The organism is Synechococcus sp. NB0720_010, from assembly GCF_023078835.1.
In the GTDB taxonomy this organism is placed as follows: Bacteria; Cyanobacteriota; Cyanobacteriia; order PCC-6307; family Cyanobiaceae; genus Vulcanococcus.
On the sequence record NZ_CP090898.1, the window covers coordinates 915,437 to 937,456 of the forward strand.

At 62.2% G+C, this 22,020-nt stretch carries 30 protein-coding genes; 19 read left to right on the forward strand and 11 right to left on the reverse strand.

Annotation, left to right across the window (positions count from 1 at the left end; all coding sequences use genetic code 11):
* Positions 1-56: 56 nt before the first annotated feature.
* The gene (locus LY254_RS04830) at positions 57-617 is read left to right on the forward strand and encodes a DUF721 domain-containing protein (RefSeq protein WP_010318068.1); all 561 of its coding nucleotides are present in this window, start codon (positions 57-59) and stop codon (positions 615-617) included.
* Here the strand turns inward: LY254_RS04830 and LY254_RS04835 are convergent.
* The 3 genes from LY254_RS04835 to LY254_RS04845 are packed head-to-tail and all read right to left on the reverse strand — an operon-like array spanning position 611 to position 4,448.
* Positions 611-2,401 carry a glycosyltransferase family 39 protein gene (locus tag LY254_RS04835; RefSeq protein WP_247479290.1) on the reverse strand — a complete coding sequence of 597 codons (1,791 nt, stop codon included), beginning with the start codon at positions 2,399-2,401 and terminating at the stop codon, positions 611-613. The two genes, LY254_RS04830 and LY254_RS04835, sit on opposite strands and share 7 nt — an antisense overlap.
* A gap of 26 nt (positions 2,402-2,427) precedes the next feature.
* Positions 2,428-3,516, reverse strand: coding sequence for a glycosyltransferase family 4 protein (locus LY254_RS04840; RefSeq protein WP_247479291.1), 1,089 nt, complete (start codon positions 3,514-3,516; stop codon positions 2,428-2,430).
* The gene (locus tag LY254_RS04845; RefSeq protein WP_247479754.1) at positions 3,513-4,448 is read right to left on the reverse strand and encodes a DMT family transporter; all 936 of its coding nucleotides are present in this window, start codon (positions 4,446-4,448) and stop codon (positions 3,513-3,515) included. The genes LY254_RS04840 and LY254_RS04845 overlap by 4 nt, the downstream gene beginning before the upstream one ends.
* A gap of 77 nt (positions 4,449-4,525) precedes the next feature.
* On the opposite strand from LY254_RS04845, the gene sppA reads away from it, so the two are divergent.
* From sppA to LY254_RS04900, 11 genes are all read left to right on the forward strand, one after another.
* Positions 4,526-5,338 carry a signal peptide peptidase SppA gene (gene sppA, locus LY254_RS04850; protein ID WP_247479293.1) on the forward strand — a complete coding sequence of 271 codons (813 nt, stop codon included), beginning with the start codon at positions 4,526-4,528 and terminating at the stop codon, positions 5,336-5,338.
* Positions 5,335-5,706: a chorismate mutase gene (gene aroH / locus LY254_RS04855; protein ID WP_247479295.1), complete on the forward strand. Its 372-nt coding sequence runs from the start codon at positions 5,335-5,337 to the stop codon at positions 5,704-5,706. The genes sppA and aroH overlap by 4 nt, the downstream gene beginning before the upstream one ends.
* Before the next feature lie 139 nt (positions 5,707-5,845).
* The gene (locus tag LY254_RS04860; protein ID WP_247479297.1) at positions 5,846-6,433 is read left to right on the forward strand and encodes a DUF2808 domain-containing protein; all 588 of its coding nucleotides are present in this window, start codon (positions 5,846-5,848) and stop codon (positions 6,431-6,433) included.
* Positions 6,434-6,490: 57 nt separating this feature from the next.
* Entirely contained in the window at positions 6,491-6,628 is a 138-nt protein-coding gene (gene rpmH, locus LY254_RS04865) for a 50S ribosomal protein L34 (RefSeq protein WP_071778002.1), read from the forward strand.
* A gap of 73 nt (positions 6,629-6,701) precedes the next feature.
* Entirely contained in the window at positions 6,702-7,082 is a 381-nt protein-coding gene (rnpA, locus tag LY254_RS04870; RefSeq protein ID WP_029626418.1) for a ribonuclease P protein component, read from the forward strand.
* Entirely contained in the window at positions 7,079-7,531 is a 453-nt protein-coding gene (locus LY254_RS04875) for a PH domain-containing protein (RefSeq protein WP_247479299.1), read from the forward strand. Before rnpA ends, LY254_RS04875 begins: the two co-directional genes overlap by 4 nt.
* 41 nt (positions 7,532-7,572) lie before the next feature.
* On the forward strand, positions 7,573-8,709 hold the full coding sequence (yidC, locus tag LY254_RS04880) for a membrane protein insertase YidC (RefSeq protein ID WP_010318079.1): 1,137 nt from the start codon (positions 7,573-7,575) through the stop codon (positions 8,707-8,709).
* A 3-nt stretch (positions 8,710-8,712) separates the two neighbouring features.
* Positions 8,713-9,255 (forward strand): DUF177 domain-containing protein, encoded by a 543-nt coding sequence (locus LY254_RS04885; RefSeq protein ID WP_247479300.1) that lies wholly within the window; start codon positions 8,713-8,715, stop codon positions 9,253-9,255.
* Positions 9,252-10,739, forward strand: a complete 1,488-nt coding sequence (locus LY254_RS04890; protein ID WP_010318082.1) for an AAA family ATPase — start codon at positions 9,252-9,254, stop codon at positions 10,737-10,739. The genes LY254_RS04885 and LY254_RS04890 overlap by 4 nt, the downstream gene beginning before the upstream one ends.
* Before the next feature lie 90 nt (positions 10,740-10,829).
* Complete coding sequence (locus LY254_RS04895) at positions 10,830-10,991, forward strand: hypothetical protein (protein WP_010318083.1); 162 nt, start codon at positions 10,830-10,832, stop codon at positions 10,989-10,991.
* A gap of 16 nt (positions 10,992-11,007) precedes the next feature.
* A complete protein-coding gene (locus tag LY254_RS04900) occupies positions 11,008-11,232 on the forward strand; it encodes an RNA recognition motif-containing protein (RefSeq protein WP_247479301.1) in 225 nt (74 codons plus the stop codon).
* Here LY254_RS04900 and LY254_RS04905 read toward each other — a convergent pair.
* A complete protein-coding gene (locus LY254_RS04905) occupies positions 11,229-11,390 on the reverse strand; it encodes a hypothetical protein (RefSeq protein ID WP_247479302.1) in 162 nt (53 codons plus the stop codon). The genes LY254_RS04900 and LY254_RS04905 overlap by 4 nt on opposite strands.
* A 199-nt stretch (positions 11,391-11,589) precedes the next feature.
* Here LY254_RS04905 and LY254_RS04910 point away from each other — a divergent pair, with 199 nt between their 5' ends.
* From LY254_RS04910 to LY254_RS04925, 4 genes are all read left to right on the forward strand, one after another.
* Entirely contained in the window at positions 11,590-11,799 is a 210-nt protein-coding gene (locus LY254_RS04910; RefSeq protein ID WP_010318087.1) for a hypothetical protein, read from the forward strand.
* A 50-nt stretch (positions 11,800-11,849) separates the two neighbouring features.
* Positions 11,850-12,080 (forward strand): hypothetical protein, encoded by a 231-nt coding sequence (locus tag LY254_RS04915; protein ID WP_010318088.1) that lies wholly within the window; start codon positions 11,850-11,852, stop codon positions 12,078-12,080.
* A gap of 259 nt (positions 12,081-12,339) precedes the next feature.
* Entirely contained in the window at positions 12,340-12,540 is a 201-nt protein-coding gene (locus LY254_RS04920) for a hypothetical protein (RefSeq protein WP_247479303.1), read from the forward strand.
* Between the two features lie 9 nt (positions 12,541-12,549).
* Complete coding sequence (locus LY254_RS04925) at positions 12,550-12,717, forward strand: hypothetical protein (RefSeq protein WP_247479304.1); 168 nt, start codon at positions 12,550-12,552, stop codon at positions 12,715-12,717.
* Positions 12,718-12,736: 19 nt separating this feature from the next.
* Here LY254_RS04925 and LY254_RS04930 read toward each other — a convergent pair whose 3' ends face one another.
* Together LY254_RS04930 and LY254_RS04935 are read right to left on the reverse strand one after the other, a co-directional pair.
* On the reverse strand, positions 12,737-13,150 hold the full coding sequence (locus tag LY254_RS04930) for a tellurite resistance TerB family protein (RefSeq protein WP_247479305.1): 414 nt from the start codon (positions 13,148-13,150) through the stop codon (positions 12,737-12,739).
* Between the two features lie 28 nt (positions 13,151-13,178).
* On the reverse strand, positions 13,179-14,477 hold the full coding sequence (locus LY254_RS04935) for a hypothetical protein (protein ID WP_247479306.1): 1,299 nt from the start codon (positions 14,475-14,477) through the stop codon (positions 13,179-13,181).
* A 78-nt stretch (positions 14,478-14,555) separates the two neighbouring features.
* On the opposite strand from LY254_RS04935, the gene LY254_RS04940 reads away from it, so the two are divergent.
* Together LY254_RS04940 and LY254_RS04945 are read left to right on the forward strand one after the other, a co-directional pair.
* Entirely contained in the window at positions 14,556-15,482 is a 927-nt protein-coding gene (locus LY254_RS04940) for a bestrophin family ion channel (protein ID WP_247479307.1), read from the forward strand.
* 96 nt (positions 15,483-15,578) lie between these two features.
* The gene (locus tag LY254_RS04945) at positions 15,579-16,757 is read left to right on the forward strand and encodes an aminotransferase class V-fold PLP-dependent enzyme (RefSeq protein WP_247479308.1); all 1,179 of its coding nucleotides are present in this window, start codon (positions 15,579-15,581) and stop codon (positions 16,755-16,757) included.
* On the opposite strand, the gene LY254_RS04950 is transcribed toward LY254_RS04945, so the two are convergent.
* The 3 genes from LY254_RS04950 to yidD form a co-directional block, all read right to left on the reverse strand.
* Positions 16,754-18,265 (reverse strand): UDP-N-acetylmuramoyl-L-alanyl-D-glutamate--2,6-diaminopimelate ligase, encoded by a 1,512-nt coding sequence (locus LY254_RS04950; protein WP_247479309.1) that lies wholly within the window; start codon positions 18,263-18,265, stop codon positions 16,754-16,756. The two genes, LY254_RS04945 and LY254_RS04950, sit on opposite strands and share 4 nt — an antisense overlap.
* A 103-nt stretch (positions 18,266-18,368) precedes the next feature.
* The gene (locus tag LY254_RS04955; protein WP_247479310.1) at positions 18,369-18,623 is read right to left on the reverse strand and encodes a glutaredoxin family protein; all 255 of its coding nucleotides are present in this window, start codon (positions 18,621-18,623) and stop codon (positions 18,369-18,371) included.
* The gene (gene yidD, locus LY254_RS04960; RefSeq protein WP_010318096.1) at positions 18,623-18,850 is read right to left on the reverse strand and encodes a membrane protein insertion efficiency factor YidD; all 228 of its coding nucleotides are present in this window, start codon (positions 18,848-18,850) and stop codon (positions 18,623-18,625) included. The genes LY254_RS04955 and yidD overlap by 1 nt, the downstream gene beginning before the upstream one ends.
* Before the next feature lie 132 nt (positions 18,851-18,982).
* Between yidD and rpsD the strand changes: the two genes are divergently transcribed.
* A complete protein-coding gene (rpsD, locus tag LY254_RS04965; protein ID WP_010318097.1) occupies positions 18,983-19,591 on the forward strand; it encodes a 30S ribosomal protein S4 in 609 nt (202 codons plus the stop codon).
* 77 nt (positions 19,592-19,668) lie between these two features.
* Here the strand turns inward: rpsD and trpC are convergent, their stop codons facing one another.
* Both trpC and lpdA read right to left on the reverse strand, forming a co-directional pair.
* On the reverse strand, positions 19,669-20,553 hold the full coding sequence (gene trpC / locus LY254_RS04970; RefSeq protein WP_010318099.1) for an indole-3-glycerol phosphate synthase TrpC: 885 nt from the start codon (positions 20,551-20,553) through the stop codon (positions 19,669-19,671).
* A gap of 10 nt (positions 20,554-20,563) precedes the next feature.
* Positions 20,564-22,006 (reverse strand): dihydrolipoyl dehydrogenase, encoded by a 1,443-nt coding sequence (lpdA, locus tag LY254_RS04975; RefSeq protein WP_247479311.1) that lies wholly within the window; start codon positions 22,004-22,006, stop codon positions 20,564-20,566.
* Positions 22,007-22,020: the final 14 nt, after the last annotated feature.

A 22,020-nucleotide genomic window follows, 5' to 3' on the forward strand; every position in this document is an offset into this window, starting at 1 on the left:
CGAGACTAACCAGCGCAGGCCGCCCTGCACAGCGCCAATTCCCCTAGGGTCACCCCATGGGCATCGCCCCCCGCAACCAAACGCGACGCCAAGGGGACGTGAACCTCTTGGTGCCGCCGCCCAGGCCACCGATTCAAGGGCTGGGGGACTCCCTGAGCAGCCTGCAGAAGGAGTGGAAGGACGAGGGAAGCTTGGCGGGGCTCTGGCAGGCATGGCCGCGGATCGCCGGCCCCCAGCTCGCACCCCACTGCCGGCCGCTGCGCCTGCAGGGCGGACGACTTGTGGTGGGAGCCCAGCACCCCCAATGGCTCCAGGCCCTTCGCTTTAACAAGCACCAACTGCTCGGCGCCTTGCGAGGCGCTGGATTTGCGGTCAAGGACCTGCAGTTCCAGCAGCACCAAAGCACGCCCTTGCCCCCAGCGGGCAGTGGCCTTGAGGAGGAGATTTGGGCGCAGCATCCCAGCCGTGTGGACGTCTTTGGCATGGGGTCCTGTCCCACCTGCAAACGCCCTTCACCGGTCGGGGAACTCCAGCGCTGGGGGCACTGCAGCTTCTGCCAACGGGACACGATGGACCAAGGGGTCGCCATGGGCACCCCCAGCGAGACCGATCAGTAGCGCTCTGGGCGGGGCTCCTGCCAATCCGGAGCCAAACCCGCCCGTTCCGCCAGGTCCTTAGACCACTTGTTCAGGGCTGGACGGGGAACTCGCCAAAGCTCGTAGAGACCGATCGTTCCCAGGCGCTGGTGCGGCACCCCACGCCAGTGAGGCAAGGTCGCGGTATTGCCGTCGATCACCACCAGAACGCTGGCCCCTGGAGACGCCTGAGACGGTTGCTGGCCGCGGCGCTGTTCCTTGGCCAAACGGTCATTGAGGTTCAGCGGGCCATTGGGCTGCACCCCCTCGTAGACCACCACCTGTTGGGTGTAGTAGTGCAGCGACGGCTTGAGGATGCCCACCATCGCCAGGGGCTCCTGCGGACGCTGCTGCTCCAGCGCCAGGGAGGCCATACGGCGAATTGGGAGCTGACGTAGGCGGTCCCCCAACTCGACCATGGGCACCAGGGCTGTCACGACAAATGCCCCCATGCCCAATTGCTGAACCAGCAGCCAGCCCCGGCGGGCACTGGGGGGGCCCCACCAGAGCAGCAGTGCCGCCACCCCACCCGCGCCAAAGCAGAGCGAGGCGCGCGTCAGCGCTCCACTGGCCAGCAGGGCCGCGGACAAGGTCGGCATCTCCGGCTCATTAATCAAGGGAACCCAGAGGTTCCCGGCGGCGAGACCGGCCGTCAGAACCCCCACCAGGGCCAAGGTGCTCCCCCTTAGGACCGCGGAGCGCCATCCCGGCCGCAGGTTTTGCGCAGCCAAGGCAATCAAAAGCCCTGCGGCTGGTGTCGCGGGGATCCAGTAGCTGGGGAGCTTGGTGGCCGCTGCGGTGAAAAAGACAAAGACCGCCAGCAGCCAGCAGGCCGCAAAGCGCTGCAGGGACTGCTCGGGGGGGGCCGGTTGGGGACGAAGGGCCCCCACCAGACCAGCCAGCAGCAAGGGGGTGAAGGGCAGCGATGCCACCACCAGAACGGGGAAGAAAAACCACCAGGGCTGGAGGTGGTTGTTGACCACGCCGGTGAAGCGCTGAAGGTTGTGGTAACCGAAAAAGCTGTCCCAGTAGGGCTGCCCTTCCACCAACAGCTCAAGGACGTACCAGGGCAAGGCCAACGCCGCCGTCAGGGCCAGGCCACGCCAGGGTCTCCAAAGGGCCCATAAACCCGGGAGATCACGCTGCAGCAGGGCAAACAGCAGCGCAGTCAGCCCAGCCAGGACCACCGCCACGGGCCCCTTGGCCAGCACGGCCAGACCCAGCACCAACCAGGGAACCCACCAACGGCAGAGGCCGGCGTAGCGCCACCAAAACAGCAGCAGTGCCGCCGACAACAAGCCACTGAAGAGCGCATCACTGACCGAAATGCGGCTCCAGAGCAGGACCAGTGGCGAGAGGGCAAAGGCCAAGGCCGCCGTCATGGCCGTGACGGCCTGCTGGGCCCCATCAGGCTGGCCCTGGGGGCGGCGCAGCAGGGTGAGGGCCATCAGCAGCATCAAACCGATGGAACTGAGTGCTGATGGGAGCCGCGAGGCCCAGGTGCCGAAGGGATTCCAGAGGTCCTGAGCGGGCAGGGCATAGCCCAACCCCATCAGCCAATAGACCAGGGGCGGCTTGTCGTAGCGCGGTAAACCGTTGACCCGCGGCGTCAGCCAATCACCGGTCTCCGCCATGGCCTTGGCGGACGCAGCAAACAGCGGGGGGGTCTCATCCACCAGGCCCGTCATGCCGAGCCGCCAAACAAACAGCAGCAGACCGGCAACCGCCACCAGCAACAGCACCAACCAGGGCTTGCGGTTGCGCACGTTGCTGGATCGAAGCAGGCCCGACCCTATCGCCCTTTCCCCATCAGACCGGCTTCCAACCACTGCTCCAGCCGTTCTGCCAGAACGGCCCTGGAGGCCTGGCGCTCCACCCAGTGCCGGCACTGACGGCGATCGATCTGATCGACCCTCTCCAGCGCCTCTGCCAAGGCGCGGGGCTGGTCGGGTTCCACCAACCAACCATTGAGGCCGGGCTGAATCAATTCACCAGGTCCGCCCCTGCGGTAGGCCACCACGGGCACACCGCAGGCCATGGCCTCGACCACAACATTGCCGTAGGCCTCATTCCACTTCGGGGTGTTCAGCAAGGCCCGGCAGCGGCCCAATTGCGCCTGAAGGGCAGCCGTGGGCAGAAACCCCCGCCAATCCAGGGTGCCCGAGGGAACAGAGGCTTCAACCCGCTGGGCGTAAGCGGGGTCCTCCACCAGGCCCCAGACGGCCAGGCGCTGCCCCAGCTGAGCCGCGGCGGCTGCCGCATCCTCCAAGCCTTTTTCAGGCGCCACCCGGCCGACCCAGCCCAACAGGGGCTCGGGTTCTAGGCAGAGGCCATAGGCGGAGAGATCAAAGCCATTGCCGACCACAACGGGGGGCTGCGGCAGGGCGAAATCAGCGGCCTGGGTGGCGGTGTGGAAGGCCAGCCGGCGTTGATCCCAGCGGGCCACTTCGGCGATGGCCGCATCCATGGCTTGGTTCACCGAGCCCATGCTCACCAGGTGAAAGATCGGCACCTCAACCAGAGGGGTCAGCCAAAAGGGGAGCCAGTCGTAGCCCAGGTTCAACACCAGATCGCAGGGCTCCCGCAGGGCCCTTTGCCAAAGCCGCGGCAGCAGTCCCTCAGCTGGCATCAGCACATCCGAAGCCCTTGGGGCGTGCTGGCAACTCTCCTGGGGCGCTCCTGCTTCAGCCAGTAGGGCGGCCCCATCGCAGCTCGGGGGCAAGCGGGAGCCCTCGGCCGCCACGACCGTCAGTTGATGGCCCCGCTCGAGCAGCCCACTCACCAGGCTGGTCAAGGTGAGCTCCACGCCCCCCGCCTTGCCGCTGCCCAGCGCGCCCAGGGCAGGAGCCACCACCAGGATCGAAAGAGAGCGCGCGCTCATGGGGTGACCTCCTGCTCCATCGAGTCCGGCTGCCACAACTGGGTGCGGCGGTTGATCAAAACCACGCTCAACAGGGCCAAGGCCGCGCCGAGCCACTGCAAGGCACTCAGGCTCTCCTCGAGCAGAGCCACGCCGCAGAGCAGCGCGAAAACGGGGGTCAAGAAGGTCAGCGCCGTGAAACTGGTCAGCTCTCCATGGTTGGCGAACCAAAAGAACAGTCCGTAGGCCAGGGCGCTGCCGAAGAGGGCGGCGTAGGCCATCAGCAGCCAGCCGGTGCCTGACCACTGCGGCCAGGGGCCCAGGGCTGCGGGGTTCCAGAACGGCTCCAGGGCTGCCCCCGCCAAAAGAGGCAGTGCCCCCAGGGCCAGGTGCCAGCCGGTGACCGCCACTGGATCGCTGTGGCGGCAGGCATAGCGGCTCAAGACCGTCCCCAGGGCCATGGCCAACGCCGCGGCCAACATCCAGAGCTCACCGTGGCTCCAGGCGGTCTCACCGAAGACCTCCGGGCCCATCAGCCACCACTGCCGCAGCAGGGATTCCGGCAGCCCGAGGCAGAGGATGCCGAGCAAGCCCACCAGCAGGCCCACCCAACCCACAGGATTGATCGCCTCGCCAAACAGGCTGCGGGCCAGCAGGGCCACCAGCAGCGGCTGGGAGTCGATCAGGACTGAGCCCAAGCCCGCGCCGGTGCCGCCCAAGCCCCGCGCCAGCAACCCCTGAAAGGCCGTGGCATCCACCACGGCGAACAGGGCAAACCAGAACCAATCGCGGCGATCGACCGCCATGGAGCGACCCAGGACCTGGGCCGCCAGCAAGACCACCAGCCCCGCAGGCAGAAGCCGCATCCAAGCCAAGGTGAGGGGGCCCGCCCCATCCAGCAGGGGCCGCATTGCCGCCATCGCGGTTCCCCAAAGCGCGAAGGGGAGGACCATGGCCAGCCAGCGCAGATTCACCGGCTCCAATCGCCCACAGGCTCCTTTTTAAGATCCAGCCACTGCAGATCGACTCGATGCCCTGGCCCTGGCGACGCAAGTCACGCCGCAAACTCGCGCGGATTGCCATTGAAGGGCCCATTGCCTCCGGCACACGCAAACGGGTGCTGAAGGCCCTGCGCGAGGTCGAAAAACGCGAATTCCCGGCCCTACTGCTGCGCATCGACAGCCCCGGCGGAACCGTGGGAGACAGCCAGGAGATTCATGCGGCCCTGCTGCGCCTGCGGGAGAAGCAGTGCAAGGTGATTGCCAGCTTCGGCAACATCTCCGCCTCCGGTGGCGTCTACATCGGTGTGGCCGCCGACAAGATCGTCGCCAACCCGGGCTCCATCACCGGCTCCATCGGTGTGATCCTGCGGGGCAACAACCTCTCGCGCCTGCTCGAGCGGATCGGCATCCAATTTGAAACCGTCAAAAGCGGCCTCTATAAGGACATCCTTTCCCCGGACCGGGCCCTCAGCAGTGGCGAGCGGCAGGTGCTCCAGGAGTTGATCGACTCCAGTTACGGGCAGTTCGTCAGCGCCGTTGCCGAAGGCCGGGGACTCAGCGAAGACGAGGTCCGTCGCTTTGCCGATGGACGCGTCTTCAGCGGTGCCCAAGCCCAAGAGCTGGGTCTCGTCGATGCCCTGGGCGATGAAGAACAGGCCCGGCGCCTGGCCTGTGAACTGGCCGAGTTGGACCTGGAGAAAACCAAGCCCATCACCTTTGGGCAGGAGAAAAAGCGCTTCGCAGGGGTCATCCCTGGACGGTCCCAGATTTCCCTGGCCCTGCAGTGGCTCAAGCTGGAGCTGAGCAGCAGCGGCCAACCCCTTTGGCTGCATCGCCCATGAGCCCTGAGCAATCGCTCCGCGCCCTGAGGGGCGCCACCACCGCGACGGCCAACAGCCGTGAAGCCATTCAGGAGGCGGTTAACGAGCTGCTCGACGCTCTGGTGGAGCGCAACAACCTCGAAGGCGCTCAGATTCTTTCGCTGACCTTTTCGGTCACCGCGGATCTGGACGCCTGCTTCCCGGCGGCCATCGCACGGCACCGGGCAGGCTGGGATGGGGTCGCCCTGCTCGACTGCCAGCAAATGGCCGTGGCAGGTGATCTGGAGCGCTGCATTCGCCTCCTGGCCCACGTCTGGCTCGAGCGACCCGCTCGCCATGCCTATCTGCGGGAGGCCGCACGGCTCAGGCCCGACCTCGCCGCCTCCTAAGGCAGTCGCATCTGGTCACAACTGCCAGCTGCCTGGCCGCCCACCGGGCCCGACCTGAACCCCTACCCCCCTGAGAATGGGCCAAACGGGTCAAGTTTCAGGCGCAATGATCAATCGCAAGCGGATCTCTTTGAAACGAATGTCCCTCAAACAGACAGCGATCAAGCTCGCCGCCGCCCTTGGCTGCGGAGCTGCCCTCGCCGGAGCTCAGCTTGGACTGGCTCCCAAAGCAGCCCTGGCCCAGGGAACACCCAGCATCATGGAGTTCCGCTGGGATAACACCAAGGATTACCGCAAGCTCTACTACTTCACAACGAACACCGTTCGTCAACAGCGCGCTGAATACTATTTTTTGCTCAAACCGAAGGATCGCAAAACCGCGATCTTGAAGCTGGCCATCTCGATTCCCCAGAGCTTCGACACAACGATTGATCCGCAAAAGATCAAGCTCTGCTACATGAAGTCGGGCAGCATGACCAAGCGCACCCGCTGCGAGGAGACCATTCCGGCGACCGTGGAGGTCACAACCGATGGCCGCTCGATTGAGATCTTCCCGGACACCCCCGTGCCCGTCGGCAAGACCATTGGCGTCTACATGCAGGTGATCAATCCGCCCAGCGCAGGCATGTTCCAGCTCAACGCCCTGGCGCAGGCCCCAGGCGCAGTGCCGATCTCGGGTTACCTGGGCAGCTGGCTGATCCAGGTGGACGCCACCGCCGATTTCTGAGTCACCCCAGCTGATAAATTGGGCGATCGACGTTGAAGGCGCAGCCGAGCCGGACCCATGACCAAGCGCACACTTGAAGGAACCAGCCGTAAGCGCAAACGGGTGTCCGGTTTCCGTGTTCGCATGCGGAGCCACACCGGCCGTCGCGTGATCCGCTCCCGCCGTAAGCGCGGCCGGGCCCGTCTGTCGGTCTGATCCCCTGAAGCCCTTGCTCTCGACGAGCGAGGGCAGCAACGCCCCCTCAGCCAACCCCGCGTAGCCCCAAGCCATGGCGCTCTCTCGGGAACACAGGCTGAGGGGGCGTTTTGTCTTTGATCGGATCTACCAAAAGGGTCGGCGGATCCATGGCCAGTGGATGGTCCTCAGAACCATGGCCGCCAAGCCCGAACTGCTGAAAACCGATCCACGGGACCACACCCCCTTGAGCTGCCGCCTGGGGGTTGTGGTCAGCAGCAAGGTCAGCAAACGCTCCGTGGAACGCAACCGGTTGCGTCGTCTGCTGCATGGCCATCTCAGCCAACTGATCGCGAATCAGGGCGAGGGGATTTGGCTGTTGATCTCGCTCAAACCGGGTAGTGCGGACACGGAAGAGCAACTCCTCCTGGGAGAATGTTCCGAACTCGTTGCCAAGGCAGGACTGAGACCATGAGCGCTGCCTCCCAACCCGCTCCCGTCGCCCCGGGGGCCAGCATCAATGAGGAGGTCTTCTATGAAGGCGGTCCTGCCAAGGGTGATCTGATCACCAACCTGCTGTTCGGGCTCACCCTGATCGGCATCCCCTTCGCCGTGGGCGCCCTGGTGCGCGCCCTCTGGCTGCGCTTCCGGATCACCAGCCGCCGGGTTGAAGTCACTGGCGGCTGGCTCGGCCGGGACCGCACCCAGGTGGTCTACAGCCAGATTCGCGAGGTTCGTTCGGTCTCCCGCGGCTTCGGCTTCTGGGGTGACATGGTGCTCGTCCTGAGCGATGGCATGAAGTTGGAGATGCGCGCAGTACCCCGCTACCGCGAGGCCCAAGCCTTCATCGAGGCACGGCTGAAATCCGGTCCCGCCGCCAAGAGCTCTGGCACCGCCGGATTCGGTGGCGACGCCGCCGCCTGAGACACTGACTCACACCTCCCAACCCCACCGTTAGCGACGCCGTGATCGGATACATCTCCGACAACCTGCTGCTGCCAATCCTGGATTTCTTCTACGGATTGGTACCGAGCTACGGGCTCGCGATCATTGCCCTCACGGTGGTGATTCGCCTGGCTCTCTTCCCCTTGAGCGCCGGCTCGATTCGCAATGCCCGCCGCATGCGGATCGCCCAGCCGGTGATGCAAAAGCGCCAGGCTGAGATCAAGGCCAAATACGCCAACAACCCGCAAAAGCAACAGGAGGAACTGGGCTCCTTGATGAAGGAGTTCGGCAGCCCCCTCTCCGGCTGCCTGCCACTGCTGGTGCAGATGCCGATCCTGTTTGCGCTCTTCGCAACCCTGCGTGGATCACCGTTTGCCGATGTTCCCTACACCCTCAATCTGAAGGTCCTGCCGGCTGATCAGATCGCTGCTGTTGAACCCAAGCCCTTCAACAGTGCAAGCCACTCCATTTTTGTGACCAGCACCGATCACGTTCCCGTGATCGCCAGCTTGGAGAAGGGAACCAAGCTCGGCGTAGGTGACACCGAGACCGTCAGCCTGCACACCAAGGATGGCGCCAGCTTTGCCTCCGTCCTCAGCGGCGTCGAGAACGGTTCCGCCTTTGCCCCCACCTGGTCTGTGACCAAGGGCGAAGGGCTTGTGAGCGTGGACCAAAACGGCGCGATCCATGCCATCGCCCCAGGTGATGTCACGGTTGAAGCCAAGATTCCTGGCTTGGCGGCCCGCAGCGGCTTCCTCTTCATCAAGGCCCTGGGACAGGTTGGCTTCTACACCGATGGCGCCATCAACTGGGATATCGCGATCTTGGTGGGCGGTTTCGGCGTCACCCTCTTCCTGAGTCAGATCCTCTCGGGCATGGGCATGCCCGCCAATCCCCAACAGGCCACGGCCAACAAGATCACCCCCGTGATGATCACCGGGATGTTCCTGTTCTTCCCCCTGCCCGCCGGGGTTCTGCTCTACATGGTGATCGCCAACGTCTTCCAGGCGGTTCAGACCTTCCTGCTGACCCGCGAGGCGCTTCCCGACAACCTGCAGTCGATCCTCGATCAGCAATTGGCTGCCGAAGCCAAAACGGTGACCGCCACGGTCACAGGTAGCAGCCGCATGCCGTTCGAACCAAAGGGCAAGAAATAGGGCATGGGCGACCGTCTCCAGACCGGTGACCCCCTCACGCCCGTACCACTCCAGGAGCTCAAGCTGCTGGAGCAGGGAAAGCACTGGACCATCGACCAACGGCTCGGCGAACTCGACAGCCTGACCCCGGTGCGCGGCCAACTCCTCGCCGTGCATCGCGGCAATGTCCTCGAACTGGACGGCGAGGCCAACACCATCGTCACCCTCTGCTGTGACCGCTGCCTGCAGCAGTTCAACCACCCCCTGAGCTTCCAAACCCGCGAGGTGCTTTGGCTGGGGGAGCAGGCCCGGGAGCAGGGGATGGATCTGGAGACCGTGCTGGAGGCCGGCAGTGAGGTGCTGGAACTCGATCCCGATGAACTGACCGAAAGCATGGACCCCCGGGCGGATTTCGATCCAGAGCACTGGGTGTTTGAGCAACTCAACCTCCAGCTGCCGGTCGTGAATCGCTGCGGCGCGGAGTGTCCTGGCCCCAACCTGAAGACGGAACCGGACGATGGACCCATCGATCCCCGCTGGGCTGCCCTGAAGAACCTGCAGCCATGAGCCAGGCCTGGGCGGATCACCTTGATCTCTTGATCCGGGCCCGGACGCCGATCCTCTGGATCCGGAGCCAGGAGGAGGAGAGGATCGCGAACCTCTTGGGCGATGCCGCCAAGCGCCTCGACCAGCGAGCGCTGGCCCGCTGGGATTTCATCAGTGGGCTCAAAGGCTGGCCTGGCCGGGACGGAGAAGCCGCGCGCAATCCGTTGGCAGCCCTGGAGAGCCTCAGCGCCCTCCCCGCTGAGCAGCCAGCCCTGCTGGTGCTGCACGACTTTCACCGCTACGCCGACGACAGCAGCATCTGCCGCAAGCTGCGCAACCTGGCCTCAAGCCTGCGCCAACGGCCGCAAACCCTGGTGATCACCGCGGCGGAATGGCAGCTGCCGCGGGAGCTGGAGGAATGCATCACCCTGCTGGACCTTCCACTGCCCAACCAACAGGAGATCCAGGCCCTGCTGGGAAACATCGCCCAAGCCAGTGGCCAGGCCATCGGCGCCGATCTTCTGGAGCTGCTCACCCACAGCTGCAGCGGGCTCAGTGAGCAGCGGATCCGCCAGGTGGCCGCCCGCGGCCTGGCCAGTCGGGGACAACTCGGCAGCGCGGACCTCGATGAGGTGCTCGAAGAAAAGCGCCAGGCCATCGCCCGCAGCGAACTGCTGGAGTACTGCCCAACAGAAGCCACACCGGCTGATATCGGCGGGTTGGATGCCCTGAAGCGCTGGCTCGAGCAACGGCACATGGCCTTCAGCGATGAGGCGCGCCGCTACGGGCTGCCGCTTCCCCGCGGGGTCCTACTGGTGGGTCCCCAGGGGACCGGCAAGTCACTGACGGCCAAGGCCATTGCCCACAGCTGGAGCATGCCGCTGCTCCGCTTGGATGTCGGCCGGCTGTTTGCCGGGCTGGTGGGAGCCTCGGAAGCCCGCACCAGGGACATGATTCAACGGGCCGAGGCGATGGCCCCGTGCGTGCTCTGGATTGACGAGATCGACAAAGGCTTCGGCAGCGCTGATGGCCGCAGCGATGGAGGCACCAGCCAACGGGTACTGGCGAGTCTGTTGACCTGGATGGCGGAGAAAACGACAGCGGTCTTTGTGGTGGCGACGGCGAACGGTGTGGAGAAACTGCCGGCCGAGCTGCTGCGCAAAGGACGGTTCGATGAAATTTTCCTCTTGGATCTTCCCGATGCCCAAGAGCGTCGAACGATCCTCGATTTGCAACTCCGCCGACGACGTCCCCAACACCACATTCCATTGGATGTGGTGGTTGATCGCACTCAGGGGTTCTCTGGGGCAGAACTCGAGCAGGTGGTGATTGAAGCGATGCACCAGGCCTTCAGCGAATCCCGGGAATTCGCAGAGGCCGACCTCACCAGCGCCGCGGCACAACTCGTACCCCTCTCGCGCACGGCCCGTGAACAATTGGAGCAACTGCAACAGTGGGCCAGCAGCGGCAGGGCCCGCCCAGCTTCAACACATTGCGGCGGGTAAAGAAGATCAACTGCAGGTAAAGAAGTCCGCGGTTCGCTCTCGCCCTTTTTGAAGACAGGCCCAAGCTGCACGGAACGCACCCAAGCGGCAATGGATCAACGCCCCGCCCTGGCTACACAACTGATGGTTGCTGGTCTTGGGGCCGGCGTGATCACCAGCTACGCGGTCGCCCAGGGACAGAATCCCCTGACCGCCCTCAGCATTACGGTGTTCTCAGCCCTGGCAGCCGTCCTGGTGGGCCAGGTCCTCTAGACCCGAGCGCAAGGCCATGCCCGCAGACACGCTTTCAACCAGTCAGCGGGAAAGCCTGATCGATGCCCTGCGTTCCTGCCGGAGCACCCAGGAACGCCTGGCCTTTGCCAAGGACTACGCCCAGACCGGCCGTGAACCGCTCTGGGAATTGATCTGCGACCTACTGATCAGCCGTTCGATCTCCAGGGCCGTGGCTGCCCATTGGCTCAAGGACCTGATCGAAGAAGGCAAATCCTCCTAGCGGGCGCAGCGCTCGGCATCGGCCTTGATCGAGGCCTCGAGCTGGCGGCGCTTGTCTTCAATCAAGTGCGCGCTGCTGACAAAGGCGCAGGCCGTATGGCCATCTTTGGTCAGGCAAACCTTGTAACCGAGACCATCGGTTGTGGGTTCAAAGTCCATCAAATCCATGCCGATGCGCCATTAGAGCTCGCACGTTGGCGGCCCACAAGGGATTGTCACCAGTAGTGTTCAAACCCTCAGGGGATGGTCGGCCATGGACGGGAGATTGGTGGTCATTGGACTCTTACTGGTGTTCGCTGGGTTGTACGTCTCGGTGTACTTCGTCACCCAGGGCATCACGCCTCCCACCTAGGTCGCCATGCAACCTCCAACGGCTCGCTCCTGGCGCAACTTCGCCATCAAGATTGCGCTCTATTGGCTCGGGAAGTTGTGGATTTGCCAGGTTGATGCGACCAGACCGATCTGCCACATCGTCGAGCGCGGCTTCCTGCCCTGCCTGCTGACCTTTGCGCTGATGGATTTCCTGCTATTGCCGTGGCTAAGGCAACGCCTCCAACGCAGGCGCTAGCAAGCCCCCACAGCAACCGTTAAAACCCAAAAGCCCAGGCCAACCGCCGCATGTTCAAGATCTACCGGAAGGTCTCGGAGTTCCTGGCTCGTTTTCTGACGGTCGGTCATCCCCTGCGGATCCCAGCGCTGTTGATCTCGCTGTTGTTTTTCTGCCTGGCCGCCACCTGGACCTTCTGGGCCACCTGGGCCGTCCTCAGCGGTGTGCTCGGCCTCTCCAACCTGATCGGCATCAGCGCTGGCGTGGGGATGAATATCGCGGTGTTGAAGCTGCCCGCCTAAACCCGGCTGAAACGCGCATAGGCCAGGTAACAGAGCAGGGTCAACACCAACACTTGAGCGAACGACGGCACAAAGAAACACGCCACCAGAACGCCAAGCGTCAGTCCCAGAAGACCGGAGGGTTTCATCGAACGGGGTCGGCTCCTCCCCCTTATCCAGCAGAAGTCAGGAGTCGACCAGGGGAAGAAATACTGATGAAACTATCGGCCTTGACATTGCCGCCGCTTTGGCTTGGATCGTCCCTAACGGGAACGGGGCCATGGGCAGTTACTGGTACCAGTTCAACAACGGCGATCTGCTGCGCTCCGAGGTTCTCCCCTCTGAGGTGGACTGCCAGCCCGCACCGGGAACGCAGGGGCAGCGCGTCTACCAGGTGTTCAGCAGCCGCGAGCGCTTCCGGCTCCTCCGCCTCCATCGCAGACAACAAACCGCGGGCGTGGAGTGGGATCAGGCTGCCTAGGCTGATGGGATGACAGCCAGCGGACGGGCCTTCCGTTTCATCCTCTTGATCGTGGGCATTGGCCTCTTGGTCTGGATAACGAGGCAACAACCGCGTCCGACACCCAGCGGCGGCGGCGGACTGCCGGCATCTGGCATGGGCTCTCCCCGGCCCGGACTCCGCAGCTTGGGCTATTAGCAAATGAAGACTGGAGGCATCAAACAGCCCTTAATGTCCCTGCATAAAAGGCTGCGAAAGCATTAGAAGTTGCCACCGGATCAAGCGAGCCAGAAAAGGACCCATGGGTGCAGAGATAATTCAACAAACCCCTCTCCTGATCATCAACAATACGATCAGCAAAAACAAGATGAGCACTGACCGCGATAATCGTGTCGTGATGCTTGGGATCAAGGCATGCCAACGCCTGATCAATAATTAGCTTCGGGTCCTCTTCTTCAAATCGCTTGGCAACTCGCGACGACAACTCCGACATACCCGCTGCACCTAGAGACGAGAATAACTCCCTATTCTCAAGAAGTCGCCTTAAAGCTGCCGCTTCATCATTTCTCATCCTGCCATCACAAGCAAGCGTAGCGATTGCAATCGAAAGGAATGCTTCCTGGTCATTCACAAGGCAATTATGATCGGCTCACCAAATTTTAATACCCGCCAAGACGAGAAGACAAAAAACCTAATACCCAGATTAGCGGTGCACCAAAAGCCGCCACAAACATTGTGCCCACGCGAGAGACACGAGTGAACGTCAGCGGAATAGCCTGACGCTCATCGGCCAGAAAATGCGAGGCAATAATAAACTCAACAAATGCCGCAAGTGTCGCAACATATGCCAGCAAGTAGTAGTAATCAAGCAGCATAGGCTGCCCTAGATCAGGCACGTCGGTCAAAGCACCTTGCTGCAGAAAGACCAACGAGAGAAGCACAGTGGGAGGAATCGCAAGTCTAACTTCGACATGCTCTTTTGGTATGTAAGAAGCAACTACCAGAGACACTAACAGCAGTGATACGGGGAATACAAACCTAAGCCAGGTTGTCGAGAGCTGCCTCTTCAAGGTCAAAGTCCAAGACGCGACTGAAAAAGGACCAACCTCATTCGAGAAATACGCCTTTTCCAACTCCCGAAGAGACTCACCATTAGACCCGAAAGCACCGGTCTTACCATCAACAACCACGTCACCTAAGCCCTTAAAAAACGGAGCGCTAAAGAATGACGGAGAACTTTTAAAGTCCGATATCCGGTAATTAGAAACCGATTTTTGAGCATTAAGATCCTTCAGATTCTTCTTGGTCGGAGCAAGCTTCAGTCTGTAAGATGGCATCAAGTCGTGGAAGACTTTAATGTCAATTTTCTGGGAGTCGACAGGATAATCGAGCAGCCTAGGTGCAAAGGAGTAGTTACCGGAAAAAGCATACTCGCCGACCCAATACTTGCCATTCCTGCCACTTTTCTGCTGAAGCAAAACAGGTTCATAGGAGTAAAAGTCATCCTGAAGAAGCCCATCAATAACAAGATCAGCCATCAAGTCTTCGCTTGCCTTGATTTTCCCTAGACGCGCACTGGCAAATGAAATCTTAGGAGCAATTGACTCCTTCCCAAGAGAGTCTTCAGACCAAACGCCTCTAATCGTGCCTGAGATGAAGACCGTCTGAGAAGCAAAGTCAATTGGGCGCACTTTCTCAATGTCGAGATCTAAATACATAGGCGCCGATGGCGCAACGTAATCACCCCTTCTATTTGCAATGGCGATAACGTTTTCCAATCTATTGAGCGACTTAAACTGATACTCATAGCGATAGTCAGATGCCCCTTGATCGCCATAGAACGAGCTATCAACAACAGCAATCACAAGCGGCGTAATGACGACGGCCAAAAAAGCAATAATTCCGAGAAGAGGAGTAAATAAGTTCCGCCTCAGAAGTGAGCCAATAAAATGCTTCATACACACTACTAGCGGCAGGAGGTGGGGCCCGAGACCAGGCAGTTGATACAATAATATATCGATTCACGCGAATCCAGGGTGCCGCATCAACCAAGGACGCTTATCAGAGAGCTTTGGAGCGACAGCAACCAGGTCGACCTACACCACACCTCCCCGCCAGAGACATCACTGCGTGAGTATCCAGAAGTCATTGCCCAAGTAATACGAAGGACGACGGCAGACATTCTTTCACTCATAATATTAGCTCTCTTACTTGGCACCATTGAGACTCCAGAAAGAATCTTCTTGAGCAGCAAAGCCATTTCAATCCTTGGCATTGCAGTCGCAGTTTTTATTGGCTTTAGAAACACCCAAGCCATAGATCGCTGGTGGGAAGCCCGAAAACTATGGGGAGAATTAGTCAACTCAAGTCGGTTATGGAAAGACAGTCTGATTACATATTTGGATAAAGAGACCCTGCACAGCGATGGCCATCTTCTGCTTACATCTCAAGCGGCTTTACTGTGGGCTCTCAACTTTGAATTACGAAACTTTGCTCGCAGAGATGATTTAAGACTATTCCATGAACTACTAGACAAAGGCCAGCTTTCTCAATCCGAATCGACCACTCGGCTGATTTCTGAAAACATGATGAGAAGAGTTAACAGCCTCCACTGTGCAGGGAAACTAGACGACTGGGGACGCAATCAGATGGTCTACAACTCGAGCCTCATCACCGCATCAATTGGTGGATTACAAAGGATTCGCAATACACCAATACCACCTCCATACGATGTTTTTGTTAGAATACTTTCATGGATATTTGGGTCTCAGCTGATATTAGCATTTAAGGCCGATGGCTCAATCATTACAGGAGCATTTCTCACAGCAGGTTTTATTTTTGCCGAGCGAATTGGTTCTTACATCGAGGGTCCTTTCGACAAAGACGGATCAACGTTTTCAATTCGCCAAAATGAGCTATGCCATCTAGTCACAGATGAACTTACCTTCAAGAAAAGCATTTAGCAACTTTCGAACAATATCCAACTAGTCAAGAACTGAGCAAATCTTCAAATTCAAACATAAGCTGACATCAGATGAGCAATTTTGGATTCTGACTCGATGGCATCCAATGTATTGCGCGATCTCTGTCCAGCACTGGCCAACAAGACCTACTTCAACTACGGCGGTCAGGGGCCTCTGCCCACCCCATCGCTCGAGGCCATCACAGCCAGTTGGCGCACCATTCAGGAGCTGGGGCCCTTCACAACCGATGTCTGGCCCTTCATCGAGCAGGAAACCAGCCGCCTACGCCAGAGCCTGGCGAGCTGGTGCGGGGTCGGCCCCCATCGCATTGCCCTCACCGAGAACGTCACCAGTGGATGCGTCTTGCCCCTCTGGGGCTTGCCCTGGGAGGAGGGCGATGAGCTGCTGATCAGTGACTGCGAGCACCCAGGCGTGGTCGCGGCCTGCCAAGAACTGGCCCGCCGCCACAACCTAACCCTGGCCACCCTGCCGGTGCTGGAGCTCTGCCAGGCCACCGCCCAGCGGGGCCTTGAGGGGGCCGTTCTGGAGCAGCTCCAGACCTGCCTGAAGCCCAGAACCCGGCTCCTGGTCCTCTCCCACCTGCTCTGGAACACCGGCTCCGTGATGCCCATCGCTGCGGTGGCCCAACACCTGCAGGCGCATCCCCAACAACCCTGGCTCCTGGTGGATGCGGCCCAATCCATGGGCAGCCTTCCCGTCGCCGCAGCGGCGCAGGCAGCAGACATCTACGCCTTCACCGGTCACAAGTGGTGCTGCGGCCCAGAGGGCCTGGGGGGAGTTGCCCTCTCCGAGCGGCTCCTGGATCAAGGCCAGCCCACCTTGATCGGCTGGCGCAGCCTCGAGCAGGAGAGCAGTGCCGGCAGCAGCTGGCACCGCGATGGTCGACGTTTTGAGGTCGCCACCTCCTGTGTGCCCCTCTTCAGTGGACTGCGGCAATCCCTGGAGTTGCTCAGTGCAGAGGGGAGCGAGACGGAACGCCTCGAGAGGATTCGCCAGGGCAGTCACCAGCTCTGGCAAAACCTGCAAGCACTCCCCGGCTGCCGCACCCTCTTGAGCGAACCCCCGCCAGCTGGTCTGGTCAGCTTTGGCCTGGAGGGGGTTGAGACCGCGCAGGCGGTTGAGGCCTTGGGTCAAGCCGGGATCTGGATCCGGCGACTGGATTCACCGGATTGCCTCAGGGCCTGCACCCATCTCTGCACCCTCCCCACAGAAATCGAGGCCCTGAGCGCAGCCGTGAGTGAGCTGCTTCCCTAACAGGGCCGACTGCGCAGCGCCTTCTCGGCCTCCTCGCGGTCGTCGAAATGGACCTTCTTGGTCCCCAGGATTTGATAGTCCTCGTGGCCCTTGCCGGCGATCAAGACCAAGTCCTTGGGACCAGCCATGGCGATGGCCGCAGCGATGGACTGGGCCCGATCCACGTCCACTTGGACTGGGGTCCCCTCAGGGATCCCGGCCAGCACATCCTTGAGGATTTGCTCGGGGTCTTCGGTGCGGGGGTTATCGGAGGTCACCAAGACCTGATCGGCCAAGCGGGCGGCGATCGCCGCCATCTGGGGACGCTTGGTTCGGTCACGATCTCCCCCGCAACCAAAGACACAGATCAGCTGCCCTTCCACAAAGGGGCGGCAGGCCTTCAGAGCACTCTCCAAACCGTCGGGGGTGTGGGCGTAATCCACCAGCACCGCCGGAGCAGCGGCGTCGCCGCAGTCGGCGCGAGCCACCTGAACACGCTCCATCCGGCCGGGAACGCCCTTGAAGCTGCCCAGGGCCTCCAACATCGCCCCCAGGGGGAGTCCCTGCTGCAGCAAGACACCAACGGCCTCCAGCAGGTTCATCAGGTTGAACTTGCCTAGCAACGGCGAGCTGAACGCTCCGCGACCCAGCGGGCTGATCAGGGTTCCGCTGACCCCCTGCGAACCCATCTTCAGTGCCTCCATCCGTAGATCGGCGTCAGAGTCCGGCTCCAAGGAGGCCCGCCAGCAGCGATCCCCCAGGCGCTCGGCCAATTGCTTGCCCCAGGGGTCGTCGACGTTGACCACGGCCCGGGCCTCAGGGGCCAGGAAGGGCGCTGCAAACAACTTGGCCTTGGCCTCGAAGTAGGCCTCCATTGAGGGGTGGTAGTCGAGGTGGTCCTGGGTCAGGTTCGTGAAGATCGCCCCGGCAAACCGGCAGCCACTGATCCGCTGTTGATCAAGAGCATGGGAGCTCACCTCCATGGCCGCAATCCGTGCTCCGGATTCGGCCGCCAGGGCCAACTGCGCCTGCAGCTCATCGGCAAAGGCCGTGGTGTGCTGCGCCGTGATGCTGTGGCCGGGCCAGCGGTTGATCAAGGTGCCAAACAGCGCAGCTGGGTACCCGCAAGCGCTGGCCAGGTGCTCCAGCAGATAGGTCGTGGTGGTCTTGCCGTTGGTCCCCGTGACCCCGATCAAAGCCGTGCGTTGACTGGGCTGCTGCCAGAACTCCGCCGCCAGCAGGCCGGCCCAACGGGAGACGGGATCGGAGACCACCAACACCGGATCACCATCGGCCGGGGGCCTGGCCTCCGCTGCGGAGCGGCCAATCACCGCCAGGGCCGCTCCCAACTGAAGTGCCTCAGGCCAAAACGTTCCCCCATCCACCGTGGCGCCGGGCAGCCCCACAAAGACAGTCCCCGGGCCCACACGACGCGAATCGCAGCTCACCCCCTGCACGTCGCCATTGCCCAGCCCTGGGGGGACAGCCAGCCCGACCTCTCGCAGCAGGGAGTGGAGCCGTTGGGCCATGGGTGGGCGCGCGTTACCGCTGTTTTAAGTCGGTTCTGCGCTGAAAACGTCGCCGCTGAGACCAGTCCCGTGAGCCTCAATCAAGACACCCCCAGCAGGCGGGCTACTGAACCCCCTGTTGAGCCAGCCACAGGGCCAACTGAGGCGCACCCAACCGCGGTGAAACGCGGGGCAGAACCCTCTCTGCGCCGGTGCTTCGATCCAGCAGCACCGGCACCTCCAGGTCAAAGCGCGCCAGCAGTTGGGGGTCGAGATCGACATCCACCGCCTCGAAGGACACCCCAGCAGCACGCAACTTCTCCTCAAGCCCCTCGCAGAGGCAGCAGCCCACACGGGTCACCAGCACCAGAGCTGTCATCAATCGGGCACCGGGTCACACCCGCAGGGCGTCCAGGGGTGACAGCGCAGCAGGCGCTTGATCGTCAGCCAACTGCCGCGCCAGGGGCCATGGCGCTCGATCGCCTCCAGGCCATAGGCGCTGCAACTGGGGATGAAACGGCAGCGGGGAGGGCCCAGCAGCGGCGAGATCGCCAGGCGATAGAAGCCGATCAGGGCCAGCAGCAGGCGTTGAAGCAGGCTGTTCATTGGTGCTTCGGGCCGAGCGATAGGATCAACAGCTGGCGTGGCGTTAAGCCTTGCAGCGGAGTGGGGGTCCCTGGACCACAGCTCCATGCTCTCAGGCAAGCCATGTCTGGATCAACCTGAACATCCGCACCTATGTCTCGCTACCGCGGCCCTCGCCTGAGGATTACGCGGCGCTTGGGAGACCTTCCTGGTCTCACCCGTAAGTCCGCCAAGCGGTCTTACCCCCCCGGTCAGCACGGCCAAGCCCGTCGCAAGCGCTCCGAATACGCCATCCGTCTGGAAGAGAAGCAGAAGCTTCGCTTCAACTACGGCATCTCCGAGCGTCAGCTCGTGCGCTACGTGAAGAAAGCGCGCGCCCAGGAGGGTTCCACCGGAACCAACCTGCTGAAGCTGCTCGAGAACCGTCTCGACAATGTTTGCTTCCGCCTCGGCTTCGGCCCCACCGTCCCCGGTGCCCGTCAGCTGGTGAACCATGGCCACGTGACCGTGAACGGCCGCGTCGTGGACATCGCCAGCTACCAGTGCAAGGCCGGTGATGTGGTCGCCATCCGCGAGCGCAAGCAGAGCAAGAAGCTGGCTGAAGCCAACCTGGAATTCCCGGGCCTGGCCAACATCCCGCCCCACCTCGAACTCGACAAGAACAAGCAGGTCGCCAAGGTGATCAGCAAGTGCGAGCGCGAGTGGGTCGCACTCGAAATCAACGAACTGCTGGTGGTGGAGTACTACTCCCGCAAGGTCTGATTCCGATCAGACGCCTTCAACAGCTCAGCCCCCGCTTCGGCGGGGGCTTTTTTATGCCGACCTGCTAGGAGCAGGCCTCAGCCCCCGATCAAGGTCTCCAGGGCTTGGGTGACGTCGTCCTGGCGCATCAGCGATTCGCCCACCAGCACGGCATCGGCTCCGGCGCTCTGGACGCGGTCGAGATCCTCGCGGCTAAAGAGACCCGATTCGCTGACCAACAGGCAGCCCTTGGCACGCAGTTGCTCGCCGTAGCGCTCCATCAACTGCTCGGTCGTCGCCAGATCGGTGTGGAACGTGGCGAGGTCGCGGTTGTTGATACCGATCAGCTCAACACCATCGAGGGCCAGCACCCGCTCGAGTTCAGCCGCGTCATGCACCTCGACCAAGGTCGTCAGCCCCAGGCTCTTAGCCACCTTGAGCAGGTAACCGAAGTCTTGATCGGTGAGGATCGCCGCGATCAGCAGCGCCGCATCGGCCCCGGCCGCCCGGGCTTGATAGAGCTGATAGGGCGTGAGGATGAAGTCCTTGCAGAGCAGCGGCAGGTCCACCACCTGACGCACCTGCACCAGGACCTCAAAGCCCCCCTGGAAGAACGGCTTATCCGTCAACACCGACAGGCAGCTGGCGCCCCCAGCGGCATAGCCCTGGGCAATCGCCTCGGGATCGAAGTTCTCGCGGATCACGCCCTTGCTGGGGCTGGCTTTCTTCACCTCAGCGATCACCGCGGGCTTGCGGCAGGAGGCCTTCAGGGCCGCCAGAAAATCGCGGGGGGCTGGAAGATCGGCTACCTGTTTTTTGAGTTGCTCGAGGCTGACGCGCTCGCGGGCCGCCGCCACTTCGCGGTCCTTCTCCCAGACGATCTTCTCGAGGATGTTGCGGGGCTCACCCTCCTCGTGGGGAACGGCGTACTCCAGGTGGGCCACCTTCACCTTGGGGTTCGGGGGCCTGCGGCGGATCTCCATGGTCGTCTCCTCAGGCGGCGATGGCCATGGCGGCCTGCTTGTAGGCCACTTCCACCACCTCGCTCAAGGTCGGGTGGGTGTGCACCTCATTCGCCAGTTGCTTCACGCTCTGGCGGCGGGCCACGGCGTTGGCGATCTCCTGGATCAGATCGGCCGCATGCAGTCCATAGATGTGGGCGCCCAGCACCTCACCGGTGGCCTTGTTGAACAGGAGCTTCATCAAGCCATCGCTCTCCAGCTCGGCCAGGGCCTTGGAGTTGGCCTTGAAGTAACTGCGAACCGAGCCCAGTTCAAAGCCCTCCTTGGCCGCCAACTCCTTGGCATCGGCTTCACTCAGACCCACCGAGCTGATCTCGGGGTGGGTAAAGGTCGCCGCCGGGATCGAGCGGTAATCAATCGTGCGGGGGTGGCCCAGGATGTTGTCGACGGCCACCGTGCCTTGGGCCGCTGCGGTGTGGGCCAGCATCATCTTTCCGGTCACATCGCCCACTGCCCAGAGGTGGGGCAGGGGAGCACCGTTCACCAGAACCCGCAGCTGGTCGTCCACGGGAATGAAGCCTCGGTTGGTCTCGATGCCGCAGGCCTCAAGGTTCAGTCCCTTGCTAGTGGGAACCCGGCCGGTAGCCACCAGGACCGCATCAACCTCAAGGGTCTCAACGGGCTCGCGGGTTTGCATGTCCACCAGCTCGATCTGCACCGGAGCACCGGGCTTGATCGACTTGGCCAACACGCCGGAGCGCGCATCGATATCGCGGCCATCGATCAAGTTGCGGGCGGCGATCTTGGCGATGTCGGGATCGAAGGTGGGCATCACCCGATCCAGAGCTTCGATCATCGTCACCTCACAGCCCAGGGCCGTGTAGACGTCAGCGAACTCCAGGCCGATGTAGCCGCTGCCGACGATGGCCAGCCAGCGGGGCAGCCACTCGAGGTTCACGGCCTCATCACTGGTAAACACCGTGCGGCCATCGGTTTCGATGCCGGGGGGAACAAAGGGATCTGAGCCGGTGGCGATGATCACGTCACGACCGCTCAGCACCCGATCAACGCCGTTGATCTCGCGCACGCCCACCTTCTGGGGACCCTCGAGGCGGCCGCCGCCACGGATGATCGTGACGCCAGCGCGCTCCAGGGTTTTGGTGAGATTGGTGCGGATCGTCGCCACCAGCTGGTTAGCGTGATCGGCGATTTTCTGACGCTCAAAGCGCACGGGAGCGGCATGGATGCCAAACCCCTTGAGATGCTCGGCATCGGCCAGCTCGCGCACTCGGCCGCTGGCGGCGAGCAGTGCCTTGGAGGGAACACAACCGCGGTTGACGCAGGTGCCGCCCATGTCGCGGCTCTCGATGATCGCGGTGCGCAGCCCGTGTTCAGCGGCGTGCTTCGCAGCATCAAAGCCGCCGTAGCCCGCGCCAATCACGATGACGTCAAAGTCGAAACTGCCGTCGCTCACCTGAGGCCTGCCCA

What these genes read in the sequence shown, in the direction of transcription:
- LY254_RS04830 (WP_010318068.1), top strand. Translation starts at nt 57, where the DNA reads ATGGGCATCGCCCCCCGCAACCAAACGCGACGCCAAGGGGACGTGAAC.
- LY254_RS04840 (WP_247479291.1), bottom strand. Translation starts at nt 3,516, where the DNA reads ATGAGCGCGCGCTCTCTTTCGATCCTGGTGGTGGCTCCTGCCCTGGGC.
- LY254_RS04845 (WP_247479754.1), bottom strand. Translation starts at nt 4,448, where the DNA reads ATGGTCCTCCCCTTCGCGCTTTGGGGAACCGCGATGGCGGCAATGCGG.
- sppA (WP_247479293.1), top strand. Translation starts at nt 4,526, where the DNA reads ATGCCCTGGCCCTGGCGACGCAAGTCACGCCGCAAACTCGCGCGGATT.
- aroH (WP_247479295.1), top strand. Translation starts at nt 5,335, where the DNA reads ATGAGCCCTGAGCAATCGCTCCGCGCCCTGAGGGGCGCCACCACCGCG.
- LY254_RS04860 (WP_247479297.1), top strand. Translation starts at nt 5,846, where the DNA reads ATGTCCCTCAAACAGACAGCGATCAAGCTCGCCGCCGCCCTTGGCTGC.
- rpmH (WP_071778002.1), top strand. Translation starts at nt 6,491, where the DNA reads ATGACCAAGCGCACACTTGAAGGAACCAGCCGTAAGCGCAAACGGGTG.
- rnpA (WP_029626418.1), top strand. Translation starts at nt 6,702, where the DNA reads ATGGCGCTCTCTCGGGAACACAGGCTGAGGGGGCGTTTTGTCTTTGAT.
- LY254_RS04875 (WP_247479299.1), top strand. Translation starts at nt 7,079, where the DNA reads ATGAGCGCTGCCTCCCAACCCGCTCCCGTCGCCCCGGGGGCCAGCATC.
- LY254_RS04885 (WP_247479300.1), top strand. Translation starts at nt 8,713, where the DNA reads ATGGGCGACCGTCTCCAGACCGGTGACCCCCTCACGCCCGTACCACTC.
- LY254_RS04890 (WP_010318082.1), top strand. Translation starts at nt 9,252, where the DNA reads ATGAGCCAGGCCTGGGCGGATCACCTTGATCTCTTGATCCGGGCCCGG.
- LY254_RS04895 (WP_010318083.1), top strand. Translation starts at nt 10,830, where the DNA reads ATGGATCAACGCCCCGCCCTGGCTACACAACTGATGGTTGCTGGTCTT.
- LY254_RS04900 (WP_247479301.1), top strand. Translation starts at nt 11,008, where the DNA reads ATGCCCGCAGACACGCTTTCAACCAGTCAGCGGGAAAGCCTGATCGAT.
- LY254_RS04905 (WP_247479302.1), bottom strand. Translation starts at nt 11,390, where the DNA reads ATGGACTTTGAACCCACAACCGATGGTCTCGGTTACAAGGTTTGCCTG.
- LY254_RS04910 (WP_010318087.1), top strand. Translation starts at nt 11,590, where the DNA reads ATGCAACCTCCAACGGCTCGCTCCTGGCGCAACTTCGCCATCAAGATT.
- LY254_RS04915 (WP_010318088.1), top strand. Translation starts at nt 11,850, where the DNA reads ATGTTCAAGATCTACCGGAAGGTCTCGGAGTTCCTGGCTCGTTTTCTG.
- LY254_RS04920 (WP_247479303.1), top strand. Translation starts at nt 12,340, where the DNA reads ATGGGCAGTTACTGGTACCAGTTCAACAACGGCGATCTGCTGCGCTCC.
- LY254_RS04925 (WP_247479304.1), top strand. Translation starts at nt 12,550, where the DNA reads ATGACAGCCAGCGGACGGGCCTTCCGTTTCATCCTCTTGATCGTGGGC.
- LY254_RS04935 (WP_247479306.1), bottom strand. Translation starts at nt 14,477, where the DNA reads ATGAAGCATTTTATTGGCTCACTTCTGAGGCGGAACTTATTTACTCCT.
- LY254_RS04945 (WP_247479308.1), top strand. Translation starts at nt 15,579, where the DNA reads ATGGCATCCAATGTATTGCGCGATCTCTGTCCAGCACTGGCCAACAAG.
- LY254_RS04950 (WP_247479309.1), bottom strand. Translation starts at nt 18,265, where the DNA reads ATGGCCCAACGGCTCCACTCCCTGCTGCGAGAGGTCGGGCTGGCTGTC.
- LY254_RS04955 (WP_247479310.1), bottom strand. Translation starts at nt 18,623, where the DNA reads ATGACAGCTCTGGTGCTGGTGACCCGTGTGGGCTGCTGCCTCTGCGAG.
- yidD (WP_010318096.1), bottom strand. Translation starts at nt 18,850, where the DNA reads ATGAACAGCCTGCTTCAACGCCTGCTGCTGGCCCTGATCGGCTTCTAT.
- rpsD (WP_010318097.1), top strand. Translation starts at nt 18,983, where the DNA reads ATGTCTCGCTACCGCGGCCCTCGCCTGAGGATTACGCGGCGCTTGGGA.
- trpC (WP_010318099.1), bottom strand. Translation starts at nt 20,553, where the DNA reads ATGGAGATCCGCCGCAGGCCCCCGAACCCCAAGGTGAAGGTGGCCCAC.